This window comes from Streptomyces sp. NPDC002206, assembly GCF_053593595.1.
The window spans coordinates 560073-577952 of record NZ_JBSFCW010000002.1 but is presented as its reverse complement, the minus strand read 5'-3'; the positions used below and the strand labels follow the sequence as shown (position 1 = coordinate 577952).

Annotated in this window: 18 protein-coding genes; 7 read left to right on the top strand and 11 right to left on the bottom strand. The window is 69.5% G+C overall.

Annotated features, from left to right (window positions below):
- Nucleotides 1-84 precede the first annotated feature (84 nt).
- Nucleotides 85-1503, bottom strand: coding sequence for a DEAD/DEAH box helicase (locus ACWCP8_RS07515; protein WP_352263462.1), 1419 nt, complete (start codon nucleotides 1501-1503; stop codon nucleotides 85-87).
- A gap of 219 nt (nucleotides 1504-1722) precedes the next feature.
- Here ACWCP8_RS07515 and ACWCP8_RS07510 point away from each other — a divergent pair, with 219 nt between their 5' ends.
- Nucleotides 1723-2343 carry an L-threonylcarbamoyladenylate synthase gene (locus tag ACWCP8_RS07510; protein ID WP_328624774.1) on the top strand — a complete coding sequence of 207 codons (621 nt, stop codon included), beginning with the start codon at nucleotides 1723-1725 and terminating at the stop codon, nucleotides 2341-2343.
- Nucleotides 2344-2570: 227 nt separating this feature from the next.
- Nucleotides 2571-4097: a glutamate synthase subunit beta gene (locus ACWCP8_RS07505; protein WP_352263460.1), complete on the top strand. Its 1527-nt coding sequence runs from the start codon at nucleotides 2571-2573 to the stop codon at nucleotides 4095-4097.
- A gap of 66 nt (nucleotides 4098-4163) precedes the next feature.
- Here ACWCP8_RS07505 and ACWCP8_RS07500 read toward each other — a convergent pair whose 3' ends face one another.
- From ACWCP8_RS07500 to yczE, 5 genes are all read right to left on the bottom strand, one after another.
- On the bottom strand, nucleotides 4164-5384 hold the full coding sequence (locus tag ACWCP8_RS07500) for a cytochrome P450 (RefSeq protein ID WP_352263458.1): 1221 nt from the start codon (nucleotides 5382-5384) through the stop codon (nucleotides 4164-4166).
- A 12-nt stretch (nucleotides 5385-5396) separates the two neighbouring features.
- Nucleotides 5397-6779: an NAD(P)/FAD-dependent oxidoreductase gene (locus ACWCP8_RS07495; RefSeq protein WP_352263456.1), complete on the bottom strand. Its 1383-nt coding sequence runs from the start codon at nucleotides 6777-6779 to the stop codon at nucleotides 5397-5399.
- Nucleotides 6776-6985, bottom strand: coding sequence for a ferredoxin (locus ACWCP8_RS07490; protein WP_267008781.1), 210 nt, complete (start codon nucleotides 6983-6985; stop codon nucleotides 6776-6778). Before ACWCP8_RS07490 ends, ACWCP8_RS07495 begins: the two co-directional genes overlap by 4 nt.
- Before the next feature lie 407 nt (nucleotides 6986-7392).
- Nucleotides 7393-7740 (bottom strand): VOC family protein, encoded by a 348-nt coding sequence (locus tag ACWCP8_RS07485; protein ID WP_326625053.1) that lies wholly within the window; start codon nucleotides 7738-7740, stop codon nucleotides 7393-7395.
- Complete coding sequence (gene yczE / locus ACWCP8_RS07480) at nucleotides 7740-8660, bottom strand: membrane protein YczE (RefSeq protein ID WP_352263454.1); 921 nt, start codon at nucleotides 8658-8660, stop codon at nucleotides 7740-7742. The genes ACWCP8_RS07485 and yczE overlap by 1 nt, the downstream gene beginning before the upstream one ends.
- Nucleotides 8661-8758: 98 nt before the next feature.
- On the opposite strand from yczE, the gene yczR reads away from it, so the two are divergent.
- Nucleotides 8759-10246 (top strand): MocR-like transcription factor YczR, encoded by a 1488-nt coding sequence (gene yczR / locus ACWCP8_RS07475; RefSeq protein ID WP_352263453.1) that lies wholly within the window; start codon nucleotides 8759-8761, stop codon nucleotides 10244-10246.
- A gap of 192 nt (nucleotides 10247-10438) precedes the next feature.
- Here the strand turns inward: yczR and ACWCP8_RS07470 are convergent, their stop codons facing one another.
- A complete protein-coding gene (locus ACWCP8_RS07470) occupies nucleotides 10439-10855 on the bottom strand; it encodes a hypothetical protein (protein ID WP_352263451.1) in 417 nt (138 codons plus the stop codon).
- A gap of 114 nt (nucleotides 10856-10969) precedes the next feature.
- Nucleotides 10970-11332 (bottom strand): hypothetical protein, encoded by a 363-nt coding sequence (locus ACWCP8_RS07465; RefSeq protein ID WP_352263450.1) that lies wholly within the window; start codon nucleotides 11330-11332, stop codon nucleotides 10970-10972.
- Nucleotides 11333-12103: 771 nt separating this feature from the next.
- On the opposite strand from ACWCP8_RS07465, the gene ACWCP8_RS07460 reads away from it, so the two are divergent.
- Nucleotides 12104-13195 (top strand): NAD(P)/FAD-dependent oxidoreductase, encoded by a 1092-nt coding sequence (locus tag ACWCP8_RS07460; RefSeq protein ID WP_451114743.1) that lies wholly within the window; start codon nucleotides 12104-12106, stop codon nucleotides 13193-13195.
- A gap of 91 nt (nucleotides 13196-13286) precedes the next feature.
- Here ACWCP8_RS07460 and ACWCP8_RS07455 read toward each other — a convergent pair whose 3' ends face one another.
- Nucleotides 13287-13871, bottom strand: a complete 585-nt coding sequence (locus tag ACWCP8_RS07455; RefSeq protein ID WP_451114741.1) for a helix-turn-helix domain-containing protein — start codon at nucleotides 13869-13871, stop codon at nucleotides 13287-13289.
- Nucleotides 13872-14084: 213 nt separating this feature from the next.
- Here ACWCP8_RS07455 and ACWCP8_RS07450 point away from each other — a divergent pair, with 213 nt between their 5' ends.
- From ACWCP8_RS07450 to ACWCP8_RS07440, 3 genes are read left to right on the top strand one after another with little or no spacing between them, the layout of a single operon-like run.
- A complete protein-coding gene (locus ACWCP8_RS07450) occupies nucleotides 14085-14597 on the top strand; it encodes a methylated-DNA--[protein]-cysteine S-methyltransferase (protein WP_451114739.1) in 513 nt (170 codons plus the stop codon).
- Nucleotides 14598-14655: 58 nt separating this feature from the next.
- The gene (locus tag ACWCP8_RS07445; RefSeq protein WP_352263443.1) at nucleotides 14656-15384 is read left to right on the top strand and encodes a 2OG-Fe(II) oxygenase; all 729 of its coding nucleotides are present in this window, start codon (nucleotides 14656-14658) and stop codon (nucleotides 15382-15384) included.
- Nucleotides 15385-15389: 5 nt separating this feature from the next.
- A complete protein-coding gene (locus tag ACWCP8_RS07440; RefSeq protein WP_352263441.1) occupies nucleotides 15390-16376 on the top strand; it encodes a type 1 periplasmic-binding domain-containing protein in 987 nt (328 codons plus the stop codon).
- Between the two features lie 182 nt (nucleotides 16377-16558).
- Here the strand turns inward: ACWCP8_RS07440 and rbsD are convergent, their stop codons facing one another.
- Together rbsD and ACWCP8_RS07430 are read right to left on the bottom strand one after the other, a co-directional pair.
- Complete coding sequence (rbsD, locus tag ACWCP8_RS07435; protein ID WP_352263439.1) at nucleotides 16559-16948, bottom strand: D-ribose pyranase; 390 nt, start codon at nucleotides 16946-16948, stop codon at nucleotides 16559-16561.
- The gene (locus ACWCP8_RS07430; protein ID WP_352263437.1) at nucleotides 16945-17850 is read right to left on the bottom strand and encodes a ribokinase; all 906 of its coding nucleotides are present in this window, start codon (nucleotides 17848-17850) and stop codon (nucleotides 16945-16947) included. The genes rbsD and ACWCP8_RS07430 overlap by 4 nt, the downstream gene beginning before the upstream one ends.
- Between the last annotated feature and the right edge of the window lie 30 nt (nucleotides 17851-17880).

The following is a 17880-nucleotide window of genomic DNA, read 5'->3' as shown; positions in this document are numbered from 1 at the left end:
TGTCGCACCGCCCGAAGAAGCCGGGCTCCCCTGCCCCCTGCAGACCCGTAAAGGCGCCTGATCTGCACCTTTACCGCCAGGCGCCTACTCGGAGCCGCGGCGTACCCGTGCGGCCCTGCGGGCCTCGGCCATCTTGCGGGCGTCATCGCCCCGGCGGGACCCGCCACCGGTGCGCCCGGATTCGCCCCGGGCGGTCCCCATGCCGCGGAACGGGGCGTTGCCGTTCTTCGGGCGCGCTGCTGCAGGACCGCCGTCGAGGGGAACACCGGAGGGGGCCCGGGCACCGGTGATCCGGCTCAGTTCCGCCTCACCCGAGCGCACCGCGGTGATCTTCGGCGTGATGCCGGCGTCAGCCATGAGCCTGCTCATTTCACGGCGCCCGCTCGAAGGGACCAGGGTGACGACGCTGCCGGACTCACCGGCACGGGCGGTACGCCCTGCACGGTGCAGATAGTCCTTGTGGTCGCTGGGCGGGTCGACATTGACCACCAGGTCGAGGTCGTCCACGTGCAGGCCCCGGGCTGCGACATTGGTGGCCACCAGCGCGGTGACCTGACCGTTCTTGAACTGGGCGAGGGTGCGCGTGCGCTGGGGCTGGGACTTTCCGCTGTGCAGCGCGGCCGCTCGGACACCGCTGGCCCGCAGGTGCTTGGTCAATTGGTCGACCGCATGCTTGGTGTCCAGGAACAGGAGCACCCGGCCGTCGCGGGCCGCGATCTCGGTCGTGACGGCGTACCGGTCGGCGCCGTGGACGGTCAGCACATGGTGTTCCATCGTCGTGACCGCCCCCGCCGACGGGTCGACCGAGTGGACCACCGGGTCGTGGAGGTAGCGGCGGACCAGCAGGTCGACATCGCGGTCCAAGGTCGCCGAGAACAGCATCCGCTGCCCGTCGGGGCGCACCTGATCGAGCAGTTCGGTGACCTGGGGCAGGAAGCCCATGTCGCACATCTGGTCGGCCTCGTCCAGCACGGTGATACGCACCCGGTCCAGCCGGCAGTCCTTGCGCTCGATGAGGTCGTGCAGGCGTCCGGGGGTCGCTACGACGACCTCGGCCCCGGCCCGCAGCGCACCGGCCTGCCTGCCGATCGATATGCCGCCGACCACTGTGACCATCCGCAGCTTCAGAGCCTGTGCGTACGGTGTGAGCGCCTCGCCGACCTGCTGGGCCAGCTCCCTGGTGGGGACGAGGATCAGCCCGAGCGGCTGCTTCGGCTCCGCACGCCGGCCCGCGATCCGGGTGAGCAGCGCCAGGCCGAAAGCCAGAGTCTTGCCCGATCCGGTGCGTCCCCGGCCCAGGACGTCCCGGCCCGCAAGGGCGTTCGGCAGCGTCGCCGCCTGAATCGGGAACGGGTGGTTCACGCCGAGGCCGGTGAGCGTCTCCAGCAGGTCGGGCGGCAGATCCAGGTCGGCGAACGACGCCGCCGCCGGCAGGGCCGGGGTGACCGTGTCCGGCAGGGCGAATTCACCCGTCGGGGCGTTCGTGCGAGCTGAGCGCGTCATACAGAGCCTTCCTCGATGTGCGGCACGTATCGAGGAATTCCCGGCAGACGGAGAAGCCGGCAAACCGCAAGAACGGGCAAGTGAAGATGATGGAGGCCATCAACGGTAGCAGCCGGTGCTCACCAGGAGCGTGAAAGCTCAACCACCGCAGAGGCCGGCCACCTCACCACTGCGATCCGGTCCCTGACCACAGCTGTCCGGATCGCATAGGCTCGGCGGATGGCAAAGTACTTTGACGTACACCCCGAAAATCCTCAGCGGCGCGCCATCAGCAGCGTGGCTGACAGCATCCGCTCCGGCGCGCTCGTCGCGTACCCGACGGACTCCTGTTATGCCCTGGGATGCCAGCTGGGCAACCGTGACGGCATCAGCCGGATCCGGTCGATCCGGAACCTCGACGATCGTCACCACTTCACCCTCGTGTGCGAGGACTTCGCGCAGCTGGGCCAGTTCGTGCACATCGACAACGACGTGTTCCGCGCGATCAAGGCAGCCACGCCCGGCAGCTACACGTTCATCCTCCCTGCGACGAAGGAGGTGCCGCGCCAGCTGCTGCACCCCAAGAAGAAGACGGTCGGAGTCCGTATTCCCGACCATGCTGTTGCTCAGGCCCTGGTCGCCGAGCTCGGTGAGCCGCTGCTGTCCAGCACACTGCTCCTTCCCGACGAGGACGAGCCGATGACTCAGGGCTGGGAGATCAAGGAGCGGCTCGACCACGTGGTGGACGCCGTGGTCGACTCGGGAGACTGCGGCACCGAACCGACGACGGTCATCGACTTCTCCGAGGGCGAGGCGGCGATCGTACGCCGAGGAGCAGGAGACACCACACGCTTCGAGTAGCCGTACCCGCACGAGTGCCGGGGGCGGGCGCGCCGGGGGCTGCGCGGCCGGCGCTCCTTCCACCCGAGCGTCTGCTGGAACAGGTTGAAACGCGTGCACCGCATCGAAGCGGTGGCGGAACGACTGCCGACTTGCGAATGACGTCCACAGCCCGATGAAAGAGGAATAAACCAGGCGTACCCTGAGCAAAACGCCTATACACCGCAATTGAGCGATGGAGGCGGAGCATGACCGACCCCCACGGCTTCCTCAAAGTTCCCCGTCGGCCCGTTCCGGCGCGCCCCGTCGAGGAACGGCTGGGCGACTGGAACGAGGTCTATGCGGGGCAGGCACGGCTTCCGCTCGTGTCCGAGCAGGCGGGGCGCTGCATGGACTGCGGCATACCGTTCTGTCACAGCGGCTGTCCGCTGGGGAATCTGATCCCCGAGTGGAACGCGTACGCGGCGAGGGACGACTGGTGGGCCGCCGCCGAGCGACTGCACGCGACGAACAACTTTCCGGAGTTCACCGGACGGCTGTGCCCGGCGCCATGTGAGGACGCCTGCGTGCTCACCATCAATGCTGATCCGGTGACGATCAAGAACGTCGAGCAGGCGATCGCCGACGAGATCTGGGCGCGCGGGTACGCGTCACCGCGACCGCCCGAGCGGCTCAGCGGGAAGACCGTCGCCATCATCGGCTCCGGACCGGCCGGACTGGCTGCAGCACAACAACTCACCCGTATCGGTCACACCGTCGCCGTCTACGAGCGCGCCGACCGTATCGGTGGACTGCTGCGCTACGGCATACCCGCGTTCAAGATGGAGAAGCAGCACTTGAACCGCCGCATCGAGCAGATGCGGTCGGAGGGCACCAAGTTCCGCACGGGTGTGGACGTCGGCAGCGATCTCGACGCCATCGAGCTCACAAGACGTCACGACGCGGTGGTCGTGGCCGTCGGAGCCAGGGGACAACGGGAGCTGCCCGTCCCCGGCCGTGACCTGCACGGCATTCATCAGGCCATGGACTACCTGACCTTCGCCAACCGGGTCAGGGAGGGCGACTACGTCTCGTCCCCCGTGACAGCCGAGGGCAAGCACGTGGTGATCATCGGAGGCGGGGACACCGGTTCGGACTGCCTGGGCACCGCCCTGCGTCAGGGAGCGACGTCCGTGGTCCAGTTGGACATCAATCCGGAGCCCGGCGAGGCCCGGCGGGACACCGAGCCCTGGCCCACGTATCCGAAGGTCTACCGGATCTCCCATGCCCATGAAGAGGGCCGGGAACGGGAGGGTACGGATCCGCGAATCTTCTCCTCCGCCACCCTCCGTCTCGAAGGGGACCGGCACGGCCACGTGCGCGGCATACGCCTGGCGGAGGTGGAACCCGAGGACAGAAGGCCTCGGCCGGACACCGAGCACGTGATGTCGGCGGATCTGGTCCTGCTCGCGCTCGGCTTCTACGGTCCCGAACGGGGCACCGGCCTGATGAAGCAGCTCGCGCTCACGCTGGACGACCGGGGTAACTTCGCCCGGGATGCCGATTTCGCCGCCGAAACGGCGGAGTGCGCTGAGCGAACCCGGAGCGCCGAGCGGACGGTCCGTACCGGGACCGACGGGGTCTTCATCGCCGGCGACGCGGGACGTGGCCAGTCCCTTGTGGTGTGGGCCATCGCAGAGGGACGGTCCGCCGCGGCCGCAGCGGACCGCTATCTGAGCGGCTCCACAGAACTGCCGGCCCCCGTAGCCCCGAGGGACCGCCCCCTGGTGGCATGAGTGCTTCCGGTACCCCGTGCGCACGATCACGTTCGCTGCTTCGCCGGAGCCGCAGCGACCTGCCGGCTACGTTCCTGCGGCGTGCTGGATCACGAGATGACGGGGACCGCGCAGCACGGGACTGCGCCGGTACGGGGGTGGGTCCTCGACCAGGCGGGGGTCGTCGAGGCTGCGGAGGAGCGCATTGAGTGCGATCTGTGCCTCGACACGGGCGAGCGGGGCGCCGAAGCAGTTGTGGATGCCACTGCCGAAGCCGAAGTGCTGGTTGTCCTCACGCATCGGGTCGAAGCGGTCCGGGTCGTCGAACCTCAGGGGGTCCCGGTTGCCGGAGGCGAGCACAAGGATCAGAGAGGCGCCCTTGGGGATGGAGACGCCCGCGACTTCGATGTCGGTGAGCGGTGAGCGCTGCGGCAGGAACTGGACGGGGGGCTCGTAGCGCAGCAGTTCCTCCACGGCCCTCGGCATGAGTTCGGGCTCCGCGCGCAACTTCGCCAGGATGTCGGGGTGGCGCAGGAGGGTGAGCATGCCGTTGGTGATCAGGTTGACGGTCGTCTCGTGACCAGCGATGAGCAGCAGTACAGCTGTGGCCATCAGTTCCGGCTGGGTGAGACGGCCTTCGGGTCCTTCGTCGTTGGCCAGCGCGGAGAGCATGTCGCCGGACGGGTGGCCACGCCGCTCTTCGGCGAGGTCCCCCAGATAGTGCGCCATCGCCTCCCGCGCCTCCATGGCCGACTGCCGACGCTGCGCCGGGTCCTCCCCGTGCGAGAAGTCGAAGCCGGCGATGATCGTGTTCGTCCAGACACGGATGCGGGGCACATCTTCCTGGGGCACGCCCAGGAGCCCGCAGATCACGGTGACGGGCAGCGGGTAGGCGAAGTCGTCGACGAGGTCGATCCGGTCCTTGCCCCGGAACTCGTGGATCAGTTCCTCGGCGATCCGGGTGATGTCGCCCTGCAGGGCGTCGATCCGTCCCGGGGAGTGCGGCGGACCGAAAGGGCGCATGGCGATGCGGCGGAGCCGGTCGTGTTCGGGGTCGTCGACACCGATGAAGGCCGGCGGCATGTCGTCCGACCTGGCCGGCAGTTCATCCGGATCCGTTCGGTTACGAAGGTCCGAACTGATCCGCGGGTCGTGGAGCAGGGCGGCGATCTCATGGTAGGTGCCCACCAGGTAGCTGCCATCGCCCTGTCGTGACACGCCGTTCTCGCGGAGTTCTGCGTAGAGCGGATACGGGTCGGCGCGGTTCGCGTAGTCGGTGATGCGTTCAAAGAGAGTGTCCGGGGGCATGCGTGGGGCTCCTCATCGAGCGTGGGCGGCGGTCGGGGGTGATTCGGCCCGCACCAGAATCAGGTGCCGGTCCGGCAGATGACCGGTGAGAGCCACGGTCGGACCGTGCGAGAGCAGCTGAGGGGACGGCACGTCGGAGGGGACGGGCGCGGGCGAACCGGACCGGTCGGCGGCACCGGGGGCGGGTGGAAACGGTGCCGCCGTCTCGATGAGGTACTGGTAGTGCTCCAGCCACTTGGCGCGGTTCACACTGACCGCCGCGGTGACACGTCCCCGGTAGCCGTAGACGGCAACGAACCGGCCCTCGTGCAACGAGCCCTGGGCGATGACCACTTGATCCGAGAAGGTCGGTACGCCCACGGACTTGATGTTGAGGCCGAACTGGCTGGACCAGAAGGCGGGCACCGACAGGTGCGGACGCCTGCGTGGTCCCGGGCTGATCATGTTGTGCGCCGCCACTTCGGCCTGTGCAACCGCGTTGCCCCAGTGTTCGAGGGAGAGCATCTGGTACTCGAAGAGCGGATGCGGGAAGCGTGCCACGTCTCCGGCGACGAAGACGTCGTCGGTGACGATCCCGTACATGTCGAAGGCGCGGCACCCCGCGTCGCAAGCGACGCCTCGAGGGCCCGCGGCCAGGCCTGATCCGTCGAGCCATTCGGTGTTACGGATGGCTCCCAACGCGACCACGGCGACATCGGCGTCGATCCGGCGGCCGTCGGAGAACTCGGCGCCCGTGAGCCGGCCGTTGCTGCCCTTCAGAGCGGTAACGGTCACGCCGCAGCGCAGGTCGACCCCGTGCGCACGCTGCAGCCGCCCCGCATAGCTACCGAGTGTCCCGCCGAGCGCGCCGACGAGAGGCGAGGGACCGCGTTCGGCGACCGTTACGTCGAGACCGCGCTCCCGGCAGGCGGACGCGATCTCCGAGCCGATGAATCCGGCCCCGATCACCAGAACCCGGCGCGGTCCTGCGTCGAGGAGTTCGGCGAGGCGGGCCGCGTCGTCATTCGTACGCAGGGTGAGTACGCCGTCCAGGCGGGCTTCGTCGGAGTTCGCCCAGGGTCGGGCCCGGGTCCCGGTGGCGATCAGCAGCCGGTCGAAGGGAAGCTCTTCGCCGTCGGCGAGGACCACCCGCTTCTTGATCGGGTCGACCCCGACGGCACGGACACCGAGCTTCCATCGCGCGTTCACCTCGCGGCGGCTCGGCAGCCCGACGTCATGCGCGTGTACCCGCCCGAGCAGCACCTGCTTGGACAGCGGTGGTCTGTCGTAAGGAGGGTGGGGCTCCTCCCCGACAAGGGTCAGCGATCCGGCGAAGCCTTCGTCACGCAACGTCTCGGCGGCGCGCAGACCGGCCAGCGACGCACCGACGACGACGATCCGGCCGACGCCGCTCACGGAGCGCCGACGCCTGCCGGCTCACCGACGAGGATGGCCTGTACCGGACAGGCCGCCGCCGCCCGGCGGACGCGCTCATGTTGATCGTCGGGCACGGTCGGCGTGAACATCAGGGCCTCCTCGCCATGCAGCTCGAACACCTGCGGTGCGAGAAACACGCACTGCGCATACCCCTGGCAGCGATTGAGGTCGACAACGATCTGCATCCCGGCCCGCTCCTCCCTGCCACCCGTCACCTCTGTCCTAATGCCTGCCGGCGGCCGACGCGAACGGTGCTGGTCCATCCGGGTTCGCAGACCGACCGGTCAGGAAGGGCAGCGGCTGCGGCAATGCGCGCGCCGGGGAAGCACCGGTTCCGCGCGCTCCGGCGCGACGATGCTGCGGGCGTCACGGGAACGGCGACACGGCCGGTGGACGCACACGGCCGCGCACGGACGGACGGTGCCGCAGTTCTCGGCTCAGCAACGGTGGTTCGGCGAGTGCAGGTCTTCCCGGCAGGCGGGACCCGTGAGGCCCAGCAGCTGTATCCGGTGCAGCAGTTCCTCGGGGGCGCCCCGCTCGGTCGGAGGAGCAGCTGCTGCTGCTGCTGCTGCTGCTGCTGCTGCGAGGACCCCTATCGGTGGCCCAGTACGTTGACGACCCGACCGTTGGGGTCCCGGACGAAGAACCGGCGCACTCCCCATTCCTCGTCCTGCAACGGGTGCAGGATCTCCGCACCGCTGTCACGTACGACCGCGTAGGCCGCGTCCACATCGTCCACCTCGACGCTCATGTCGGGCACGACCGGTGCGGTCTTGTCGTTCGTCATGAAGCTGACCTGTGCCGTCGGGGCGGACGGAGAGGCAAGCGTCATGATCCAGCCGTGATTCATGACCTCTTCCAGGCCCAGCAGACCGTAGAAGTCCCGGCTCTCCTGTACGGTCTCCGACTGGATGTTGGGCACGACACGGCGAACGGCCATCAACGCCTCCATGTGAAGTAATCATGTCTCTGAGCCGCCAGGAAACCTCGGGCACGCACTCTCGCAACAGGCTCCAGGCTAGTTCTTGGCAGAGCCTCGCCCTGAGCAGGAGTCACCGTCTTTCCAGCCACTTCCGTGCGTCCCTCCCAAGCCTTGACCGGTGCAGTCGGGGTCGCCCTCTCGGATCGGGCTTCCGTCGCAGCTCGTTCGGCGGTGCTCCGGTAGGCGAACCGCGGCATGAAGAGCTGCGTGGTCGGGCCGACCGTGAGCGCGTACAGCACCGTGCCGACGCCCACGCTCCCGCCGAGCAGCCAGCCCGCGCCGAGCACGGTGATCTCGATCAGGGTGCGGATGAGCCGGATGGAACGCCCGGTTGCGGCGGACGCGCCGGTCATCAACCCGTCCCGGGGGCCGGGGCCGAAGCGCGCGCCGACGTAGACGGCGACGGACAACCCATTGAGGAAGACACCCCCGACGAGCAGGCCGACCCGGGCAGGGGAGCCGAGGTCCTCGGGGATGAGCAGGAGGCCGAGGTCGGATGAGCACGCCAGGACGACGATGTTCGCGACGGTGCCGAACGTCGGCCTCTGCTTGAGCGGGATCCACAACAGGAGGACGAGAACACCGACGGCGCCCGTGATCGTGCCGAAGCTCAGGGAGGTGTGGTGCTCCAGACCCTCGTTGAGGACGCTCCAGGGGTTGACGCCCAGCGAGGCGCGGACCATGAGCGAGAGGCTGAATCCGTACAGGCCAAGGCCGATGAACAGTTGGGGAAGACGCCTGGGCAGGTGCTCGCCGAAGGGGACGTAGGTGAGGGACGGCGGAGACGGGCGCGTGATGGGCACCGGTGGAGCGGCAGTGCGTTCCTCGTGACGGCGACGGAGTTCGCGCTCGCAGCGGTCCGTGTCCTTCTGCCCCATACCAGTCGCCTCCAGCGAGTTCGGGTGGCTCAAGGCCACAGGCGGCGAGTCTGTACAGTGATTGGCCCAGACAACACGGCCAATCCGGGGAGAGTGGTATGGCTGACTCGAATCCGTTCCAGCCGGTGGACCGGGTGAACCGCACCGGCCGGACCCTGGGGAGCCGACAGCTTGCCGCGCTGCTGCCCGACCCGACGGGAATGAGGCCCGCCTACCGTCACCTGGCCGGGGCGATCAGCGCGCTGATCCTGGACGGACGGATCGCGTTGCACGTCAGACTGCCTGCCGAGCGGGAGCTGGCCACCGCTCTGAACACCAGCAGGGCCACCGTCACCGCCGTGTACGACCTGCTGCGCGAGAGCGGCTACGCGCACAGCCGCCAGGGCTCCGGTACCTGGACGGCTCTGCCGGAAGGCCGTACGCCCAGCGGCATCACCCGACTCCTCGGACCGCAGGACACCGCGATCGACCTGGCCAGGGCCGCCCCCGGTCTGCCGGAACAGACGCTCGTCGACGCCCTCGTCCAGGTCGCCCCCCGGCTGGCCGAGCACGCTCACACACCCGGCTATCACCCCTACGGTCTTCCGGAACTGCGCGCCGCCATCGCCGAGCGTTTCACTCGGCGCGGCCTGGCCACCGTGCCCGAACAGATCCTGCTCACCTCCGGCGCCCAGCACGCACTCACGCTGGTCATGGGGCTGCTGTGCCGACCTGGCGACCGGATCATGGTCGAGAATCCGTCCTACCCGAACGCCCTGGAGGCCATGCGCCGCGCCCACCTCCGTACCGTGTCGGTCCCGGTGACCGATACCGGCTGGGATATCGAGATCAACGAATCGACCCTGCACCAAGTGGTGCCCCAACTGGCCTATCTGATCCCCGACTTCCACAATCCGACCGGTTGCCTCATGCCCGATGAGGAGCGCGTCCGCATCCTGCGCGCCGCTCAGCGCTCCAGCACCTGGCTGGTCATCGACGAGACCCTGGCCGACCTCGCCCTCGATGTCCCGGCCCCGCTGCCCTTCGCCGCCCATGCCACGCCCGGTGGGACCGGCCAGGTCATCACCATCGGCTCGATGAGCAAGACCCACTGGGGCGGTCTGCGCATCGGCTGGCTGCGTGCTTCGTCGCGGCTGGTGACCGAGCTCGCCGGCCAGCGGATCGCCACCGACATGGGCGGCTCGGTCCTGGACCAGCTCCTGGCCCTCGCCCTGCTGGCTCGGGCCGGGGAGCTGTTGACGCCGCGCCTGGAACACCTGCGCGAGCAGCGCGCTGCCCTGGCTGCTGCCCTGGCCCAGCACATTCCGCAGTGGACCTGGCAGCTGCCGCCCGGCGGTCTCTCTCTGTGGGTCGACCTGGGCGAGCCCATCGCCTCACCGCTGGCCGAGCGCGCCCTGGACTACGGAGTTCGGATCGAGGGCGGCGCCTACTTCGCCACCGACCCCGGCATCTTCGAACAGCGCCTCCGCATCCCGTACACAACGCCTCCCGAGACCCTGCGCGAGGCCGTGCGTCGCATGGCCACCGCGCTCGCCGACGGCCTCCCGCCCTCGTCCTCCACCCGACGGCCGCATTGGATCGCCTGACGGCATCCCCGTCGGCTGCTGCGCCAACGGCTCGTCATCCAGCGTCCAGGATTGACAGAAGGGCGCCTGCCTTGGGCGGATACCCACCAGGCGCTCTTCACGTCACTACTTCATGCGGCGGCCCGGACACGGCGTGGACCGGCGGCCCACCTGCCTTCCCGGCCCGCACCCACCCGTCGGACCGCTCGCCGCTCAGCCGAGTCCGACGGCGAAGACGTGCAGGTTGGCGTTGTCGGGCAGCGTCACACTCTTGATCCGCTTTCCGTCAGGCACCGAGAAGGGCGCTGTCGCAAACACATGCGCGGCAGGCCCGCGTCCCCCTGACTCGTCGCGGTGATCGGTGCGGGCCACGACCGTGTTGTCGAACACCGGGTCCTCTCCGCCGCCCGGCAGCGTCCAGTCACCGAACGACAGGTCGGTGGCAGCAGTGGTGCCGTCGGTGAAGGTCACCGTCACGCTGCCCCGTTGGTCACCGTGGGTGGCGGATCCGACGAACAGCGGCTGCTCCGCGTTCTCGGCCCGGTCCGCCAGCTCGAGCCGCTGACCGGCTGCGACCGCGTTGTCGGGGCTGCCCTCGCTCCACGGCTGGACAGACCACAGTGGACGCACGCGAACGGCGCCAACAGGTGCTGCTGATTCTCCGAGCGCTGGGGTAGCGATGATCACTTACGGTGACTGCGTCACAGAAGTTGAGCCAGAACCGAGGAGAACCCGGGGCGAGGCTCACGCCGGCCGGTCGGGGTCCTTGGCGTTGATGTCGGCGAGCCAGGCGGTGAGGGTCACACGTTCAACCGCGTCCAGGGCCGCGAGGAGAGCCGCGAGCGACTGCCGGTACACGGCGTCCTTGGCGGCCATCCCGGCCGGGGTGACGGTCATGTCCAGCTGCTCGCGCAGAACGTCGGCGTGGTCGAAGCGCTCGTCACGTGGAGTGTCGAGCCAGGAACGCCCCCTGAGCACGCCCCACGCGGCGCGGCCCAGCCCCGTCTGCATGTGGTGCACCTCTGCGCGGATCGCGGTGACGTACTCCCGCAGCTCGTTCGTGGTGCCGATCTTCTCACCTTGTTCGACCCAGGTGTCGTCATCCATGACGGGCTGATCCTTTCGGTGGGAGTCGAACCCGGAATCCGGCACCGGGCCTCGTGATGAAGCTAGGCGCTGGTACCGCCTGGGGCGGTGATTGACCCCCGAACTCATCGACATTGATCACCGTCGCAGTATGCGAAGTGACTCCCGAAGTCATCGACAAACGACTCCCGTTCTCGCGAGCGTAGCCAGTCCGCCGTATCCGGAGTCTTCGACGTGGGACGCCAGCAGGGCCAGGAGTGTGACGAGCTCACCGATGCCGTCGTCCAGCCAGAAGTTTCGGGTGGGCAGTCCCCAGGCATCCCATTTCCGCGGAACTGGCGCTGCAGGGACGCGAAGTCCCCACCCGGCAGACAGCTGTCCGGGCCCGGGACGAGCAGCGGGTACGGGTGCTCGCTCGCATCGAGGTGCGACGGACGGTCTGCGCTTGCGCCTGTGTGCCACCGCAGCGCGGCGAGGACCGGCTCGGGTGTCCCATCCCGGAGAAAACAGGTTCCTCTGGTCCACCCTCGGAGCGAACAGGCAGTTCACGGCCGGAGGCATTCTCCCTGCGGATCGAAGCAGACGAGACCGTGCTCGCGAGCCAGCGAGGCGGCGTACTCGGACACTTCCTCAGCCTTGCCATAGGACATAAGCAGGTACCCGATCGGCCCCGATGCCTCCTCGATGACCGGCGGTGACGCCCATACGACACTGCGATCTACGTCGTTCTCAGACTTGCCAGACCAGCAAGAAACCTTGCAGCTGGGTTCGAGTGGCTCGCAGGGTGTCCGTATGGATGAGACGGAGAAGAACAGCCTCACTGAGGCAGATGCTGTTGTAGATGTCGTGGTCGTCGGAGGTGGGGTCGCCGGGCTGTCCGGCGCTCTGACGTTGGCCCGTTCCCGGCGGTCGGTGCTGGTGGTCGACTCCGGGGAACCGCGCAACGCTCCCGCATCCGGGGTCCACGGACTGTTGTCGCGCGACGGAATCGCGCCGCGCGAGCTGCTGCGGACCGGCCAGGAGGAGGTCACCGGTTACGGCGGGCGGGTCGTGTCGGACAGGGTGGTGGTCGTCCGCCGTGACGGCGAACGGTTCGTCGTGGACACCGCCGGAGGCCGGAGCTACGGTGCACGACGGCTGCTGGTGACCACCGGGCTGGTGGACGAACTCCCAGATGTCTCCGGCCTGCGGGAGCGGTGGGGTCGCGACGTACTGCACTGCCCGTACTGCCATGGGTGGGAGGTGCGCGACGCGCCGATCGGAGTGCTGGCCGACGGGCCGGCCGCAGTGCATCAGGCGCTGCTGTTCCGCCAGTTGTCGCCGCACGTGACTCTCTTCCTGCACACCGCGGACGACCCGGGCGAGGAGCAGTGGGAGCAGTTGGCCGCTCGCGGAATCAGCGTGGTCGACGGAAGGGTCGCCGCTCTCGAAGTGAGCGATGACCGCCTGTCGGCTGTACGGCTCTCCTCCGGTCTGCGGGTACCGGTGCGGGCTCTGGTGGTGGCGCCCCGGTTCGACGCCCGTGGCGAGGTGCTCGCAGACCTCGGCCTGACGGCGGTGGAGCACCCTGTGGGAGTGGGGAGTTACGTGGAATCGGACGCGAGCGGGTTCACCGGGGTCGCCGGGGTGTGGGTCGCCGGGAACGTCACCGAACTGCTGGGCGGAGTCCCCGCCGCCGCGGCCTCCGGGGTACAGGCCGCGGCGGCGATCAACGCCGATCTCGTGGCCGCCGACACCGATGCCGCGGTGGCACGCCGGAAGGAGACGCGGTTCGTTGACGCCTTCAGCCCGGATGCTGAGGCAGCCGGCTGCGAGCGCGCCCTGGGGAATCGCCGTCATGGACTCGACACGCTGCTCCACCCGGGTCGCCCCACTGCTCGGTGACTCCCCTGCGCCGGTCGGCGGCGTGCGCTTCCTGACCGCCGGCCGCAAGCAGCCTCCCGCCTCTTGAGCGGGCGCGGACCACCGTATGTGGTCAGGTCGCGCGGGCGCGCAAATGGGCACGCTCACCCTGCGGACCGAAGAGGACGAGCAGTTCGACCGCGTCGGAGTCAGCAGATCCCAGCCAGTGCGGCAGGTGGGTGTCGAACTCCGCCACCTCACCGGGTTTGAGAACCAGGTCCTGGTCTCCCAGGAGCAGCCTCAGCCGGCCGCTCAGGACGTAGACCCACTCGTGCCCCTCGTGGATTTTCAGGTCGGGTTCGGTGTCCTGGCGGCTGGGCGGGATCACCAGTTTGTACGCCTGCATTCCGCCGGCCCGGTGGCTCAGCGGCACGAATGTCATCCCGGATCGGCGTACCGGACGAAGGTGCACGCGCGGGTCCCCGGTCCGCGGCGCGCCGACCAGTTCATCGAGCGGCACTCCGTAGGCGCGGGCCAGTGGCAGCAGCAGTTCCAGGGTCGGCCGCCGTCCGCCGCTCTCCAGTCGCGAGAGCGTGCTCTCCGAGATGCCGGTCGTCTCCGTCAGGTCGGCCAGGGTGATGCCGCGCTGCCTGCGCAGTGCGCGCAGTCGCGGCCCGACAGTGGCCAGTACGGTGCTGAGCTCGTCCACGTCCATCATCTTGCTGAAACAGCACGAACAATTGCAAGTGGATGAGCTCGGCGTGGCATCGCACAGCGACGTCGGGCCGTCGTGACGGGCCTCTTCGACGTCGTGGAGTCCGGCCCCACGACAGCTCCCAGCGCGGCGTCCGAATACCGCCAGCCGTTCGCGCCCGAAAACCTCAGGCTGTGAGAGCAGAGCGGAAACATCCAGACGAAGGGGACCACGACCATGAGGGTCCACACCATGATTGACAGCCCACTCGGCCAACTGCTGCTGGTGGGCGAGGAGTCCGGCACCGCACCGGGTGGTACGGCGGTCAATTCACTGTCCGTGCAGGGCATGAAGAAAGCTCCCGTCGTCCGCAAGGACCGGCGGCACGACGAAGCCGCCTTCGCCGAGGCCGTACGACAGATCCGGGCTTACTTCGCAGGTGAACTAACCGTGTTCCAGCTGGAGTTCACCCCCACGGGGACCGACTTCCAGCAGCAGGTGTGGGGCGCCCTGGATGCCATCCCGTACGGCGCCACCACCACCTACGGCCGGCTGACCGAACAGCTCGGCCTCCCGCGTGAGCGGGTGCAGGCCGTGGGCGGGGCGATCGGCGCCAACCCCCTGCTGCTGGTGCGCCCCTGCCACCGCGTGATCGGCGCCGACGGCTCGATGCGGGGTTACGCGGGCGGCGTAGAGCGGAAGGTGCAGCTCCTCACGCACGAGGGCGCCCTGCAGCCGACGCTCATCTGACGACGGGCGGGCGCCGCCGACGGCGGCGCGGCCCACACCCCCTACCGGAGAAACACTGATGAGCACCGAGACCGACATCGCGGACACCCGCAGACAGGTGGACACGGCCGACTGGGCGCACCTCGCCGAGGAACTGGACGCCTACGGATGCGCGCTCACGCCACGCCTCCTCACCCTCGCCCAGTGCGCCGAGATCAGTGAACTCTACGACCGGGACGACCTGTTCCGGACGACGGTCGACATGGCACGCCACCGTTTCGGTTCCGGCCAGTACCGATATTTCACCCATGACCTGCCCCGGCCGGTGGCCGAACTGCGCGCCGCGTTCTACCCGCACCTGCTGACCGTCGCCCGCGACTGGGCCGCTCGGCTCGGCCGCCCCGCACCCTGGCCCGACACCCTGGAGGAATGGGTGGCCATGTGTCACGCAGCGGGGCAGGACCGCTCGGCCCAGATCCTGCTGCGTTACGAGGAAGGCGACTGGAACGCCCTGCACCGCGACGTGTTCGGCGACATGCTTTTCCCTCTCCAGGTCGTGATCGGTCTCGACGCGTACGGCACCGACTACACCGGCGGGGAGTTCCTGCTCGTCGAGCAGCGTCCGCGCGCCCAGTCGCGCGGCACCACGAACGTCCTCGATCAGGGCCACGGACTGATCTTCACCACGCGCGACCGCCCGGTGGCCACCAGGCGCGGCTGGTCGGCCGGTGCGATGCGGCACGGGATCAGCACCGTGCGCTCCGGCCGCCGCCATGCGCTGGGCCTGGTCTTCCACGATGCCGCCTGAAGCGCATGTACACCCTGCTCGGCGTGGACGGACTGCCGTACCGGAGTACCACTCCTGGCACGCTCGGAGGGCACCGGCGCGGGCGTCTGTACGGCCGGCTCGACTGCCCGTCCGCCCTGCGGGCCCTCGCCCGTGGCCACTATGTCGCACATCGGGTTTTCTTCCCCGACGAGACCACCGCGATCACGGCCGGATACCGGCCTTGCGCGGTGTGCCTGCCCGCGACGTACGCCCGCTGGAAACAGAACCGGGAGAGCGCCTCCGCCATGGACACCATCGAGGAGCGGAAGCAGGACCGCTCACCTCTGATCCCCGCCTCGGATCTCCCCGAGTACGGCGATCTGCCGCTCCCGTCCCCGCACACCGAGGCCGAACTCACCGCACTCATCGGGCTGCTGAAGTACCCCGGGTCCCGCATCGAGACCGTGTCTGTCGGCCACAGCCGCGACGACGCGTCCCGGGCCGCGGCCGAAGCCTTCAGCACCGCCTGGCGGGTCGGCGACGGAACGGTTCTGGCTGTGGTCGACTGGCCCGAGTCGGCGGCTTCCTGGCTGCGCCCCGCGACGAGGCTGACCAGTGAGACACCTGACGCCTGGGTGGTCGCAGCCGCCCCGCTGGGCTTCGCCCAACTGGCCCGCCGCCTGCGCCGGAGCACCGACTGGGCCCCTGACCGTACGGTTGCCTTCGCTTCACTCCAGGACGCCCGCCTGCTCGCGCTCGCCGGAGAAAACGTCCTGGACGGCCTGCGCGGCGCGAGCGCCGACGGCGGCACGTGGAACGTACGCCACGGCTGGGTGACCTCCTGGCAGCCTGCGCCGGCCGGCCGTACCACCGCCCTGCCGGGGTGGCCACACGTCGGGGCTGGTCCCCGCGCCGAGTCAGGAGACATCGTCGCGAAGCGGTCTGCCGTCGAAGGCGTCGAAGGCGTCGACGACATTCTGGACGGCCGCCAGGGCGATCCGGACCGGGGTCCCTCCGGCCACGTGGGGTGAGCACCCTCCGGGGAACCTGGAGCAGCCGGTGGTCCGCGGGGCCGGTTCGAGGTGGCCCGTGCCCTGGGTATCGGTGTCGGCAGCACAGGCGGGGCGGGTGCGCTGAGCTGCCGGACCGCCAGGGCACGCAGTGAGGCCCGGCACCGCGTTGCGGTGCCGGGCCTCACTCGTACGCACGCGTGTCAGAAGAAGACTCCGCAGCGCAGCAGCACGTTCGCGTAGGGCCGCGCCTCTCCGGTACGTACCACCAGCCGCGCCCCTGCCGACAGCGCCTTGAGCTCGTCGTGTCCGACCAGCTCCAGCTCCGGGAGGCACCCTGCCAGCAGCCGGGCGGCCGCAGGATTCGCCTCCCGCACCTCGCGTGCGGCCGTGGCGCCCTCGATCACCAGCTCGTCCAGCAGCCCTTCGAGCACGTCGGCGAAAGAAGGGATACCGGCGCGGAAAGCCAGATCGACGACGCGCGGACCGGCCGGGACGGGCATGCCCGCGTCGCAGACGAGGACCGTGTCGCCGTGGCCCAGTTCGGCCAGTGCCCCGGCCAGATGACGGTTGAGGATTCCGGCCTTCTTCACAGCGCGGAGACCTCCTCGGCGGTCGGGAAGGACGCCTGCGCGCCTTCCCTGGTGACGGCGGCGGCGCCCACCCGCACGGCGAAGGCGGCAGCCGTCGCGAGGTCCTCGCCCAGGCTGAGCCGCCAGGCGAGGGCGGCGGTGAAGGCGTCACCGGCGCCGGTGGTGTCCACGGCGTCGACCCGGGGGCTCGGGACCCGCACCACGGTGCCCGTGCGGCCGTCGGCGACCAGTGCGCCCTGCGCACCCAGCGTGACCACCACCGACCGCGGGCCGAGCGCGAGAAGCTCCCGCGCCCAGTCCTCGGGGCCCGGCCCCGCCGCATCGCCGAGCGTGAACCGGGCTTCGTGCTCGTTGACGACCAGCGGGTCGCAGGCGGCGAGTACGTCCGCGGGCAGCGGCGCGGGCGGCGACGGATTCAGTACGAACCGGGAACCGGCCGGCCGGGTGCGTACCACCTCGGCCACGGTCTCCAGGGGGATCTCGAGCTGCGCCGAGACGACCCGGGCGCCGGCGAGCAGGCCGTCGGCGGCGCGGATGTCGCCGGGGGTCAGCCGGGCGTTGGCCCCTGGCGAGACCACGATGCTGTTGTCGCCCGACGGGTCCACCGTGATCAGCGCGACGCCGGTGGGCGCACCTCCGACCTGGACACCACCGGTATCGACACCGGCCGCGCGCTGCGATTCCAGCAGCAGCCGCCCATGGGCGTCGTCGCCCACCCTGGCGAGCAGCGCGGTCCTGGCGCCGAGGCGGGCGGCGGCGACGGCCTGGTTGGCTCCCTTGCCGCCGGGGTGGACGGCAAGATCGGAACCGAGCACGGTCTCGCCCGGCGCGGGTCGACGCTCGACGCCGATCACCAGGTCGGCGTTGGCCGACCCCACGACCAGCAGGTCGTAGTCGCGCATCGCTGTCCTCCTTTCACTGGGGTGCGGGGG

Excerpts from the sequence above, each read along its gene's own strand:
- ACWCP8_RS07515 (WP_352263462.1), bottom strand. The coding sequence starts at position 1,503 with ATGACGCGCTCAGCTCGCACGAACGCCCCGACGGGTGAATTCGCCCTG.
- ACWCP8_RS07510 (WP_328624774.1), top strand. The coding sequence starts at position 1,723 with ATGGCAAAGTACTTTGACGTACACCCCGAAAATCCTCAGCGGCGCGCC.
- ACWCP8_RS07505 (WP_352263460.1), top strand. The coding sequence starts at position 2,571 with ATGACCGACCCCCACGGCTTCCTCAAAGTTCCCCGTCGGCCCGTTCCG.
- ACWCP8_RS07500 (WP_352263458.1), bottom strand. The coding sequence starts at position 5,384 with ATGCCCCCGGACACTCTCTTTGAACGCATCACCGACTACGCGAACCGC.
- ACWCP8_RS07490 (WP_267008781.1), bottom strand. The coding sequence starts at position 6,985 with ATGCAGATCGTTGTCGACCTCAATCGCTGCCAGGGGTATGCGCAGTGC.
- ACWCP8_RS07485 (WP_326625053.1), bottom strand. The coding sequence starts at position 7,740 with ATGGCCGTTCGCCGTGTCGTGCCCAACATCCAGTCGGAGACCGTACAG.
- yczE (WP_352263454.1), bottom strand. The coding sequence starts at position 8,660 with ATGGGGCAGAAGGACACGGACCGCTGCGAGCGCGAACTCCGTCGCCGT.
- yczR (WP_352263453.1), top strand. The coding sequence starts at position 8,759 with ATGGCTGACTCGAATCCGTTCCAGCCGGTGGACCGGGTGAACCGCACC.
- ACWCP8_RS07465 (WP_352263450.1), bottom strand. The coding sequence starts at position 11,332 with ATGGATGACGACACCTGGGTCGAACAAGGTGAGAAGATCGGCACCACG.
- ACWCP8_RS07460 (WP_451114743.1), top strand. The coding sequence starts at position 12,104 with ATGGATGAGACGGAGAAGAACAGCCTCACTGAGGCAGATGCTGTTGTA.
- ACWCP8_RS07455 (WP_451114741.1), bottom strand. The coding sequence starts at position 13,871 with ATGATGGACGTGGACGAGCTCAGCACCGTACTGGCCACTGTCGGGCCG.
- ACWCP8_RS07450 (WP_451114739.1), top strand. The coding sequence starts at position 14,085 with ATGAGGGTCCACACCATGATTGACAGCCCACTCGGCCAACTGCTGCTG.
- ACWCP8_RS07445 (WP_352263443.1), top strand. The coding sequence starts at position 14,656 with ATGAGCACCGAGACCGACATCGCGGACACCCGCAGACAGGTGGACACG.
- ACWCP8_RS07440 (WP_352263441.1), top strand. The coding sequence starts at position 15,390 with ATGTACACCCTGCTCGGCGTGGACGGACTGCCGTACCGGAGTACCACT.
- ACWCP8_RS07430 (WP_352263437.1), bottom strand. The coding sequence starts at position 17,850 with ATGCGCGACTACGACCTGCTGGTCGTGGGGTCGGCCAACGCCGACCTG.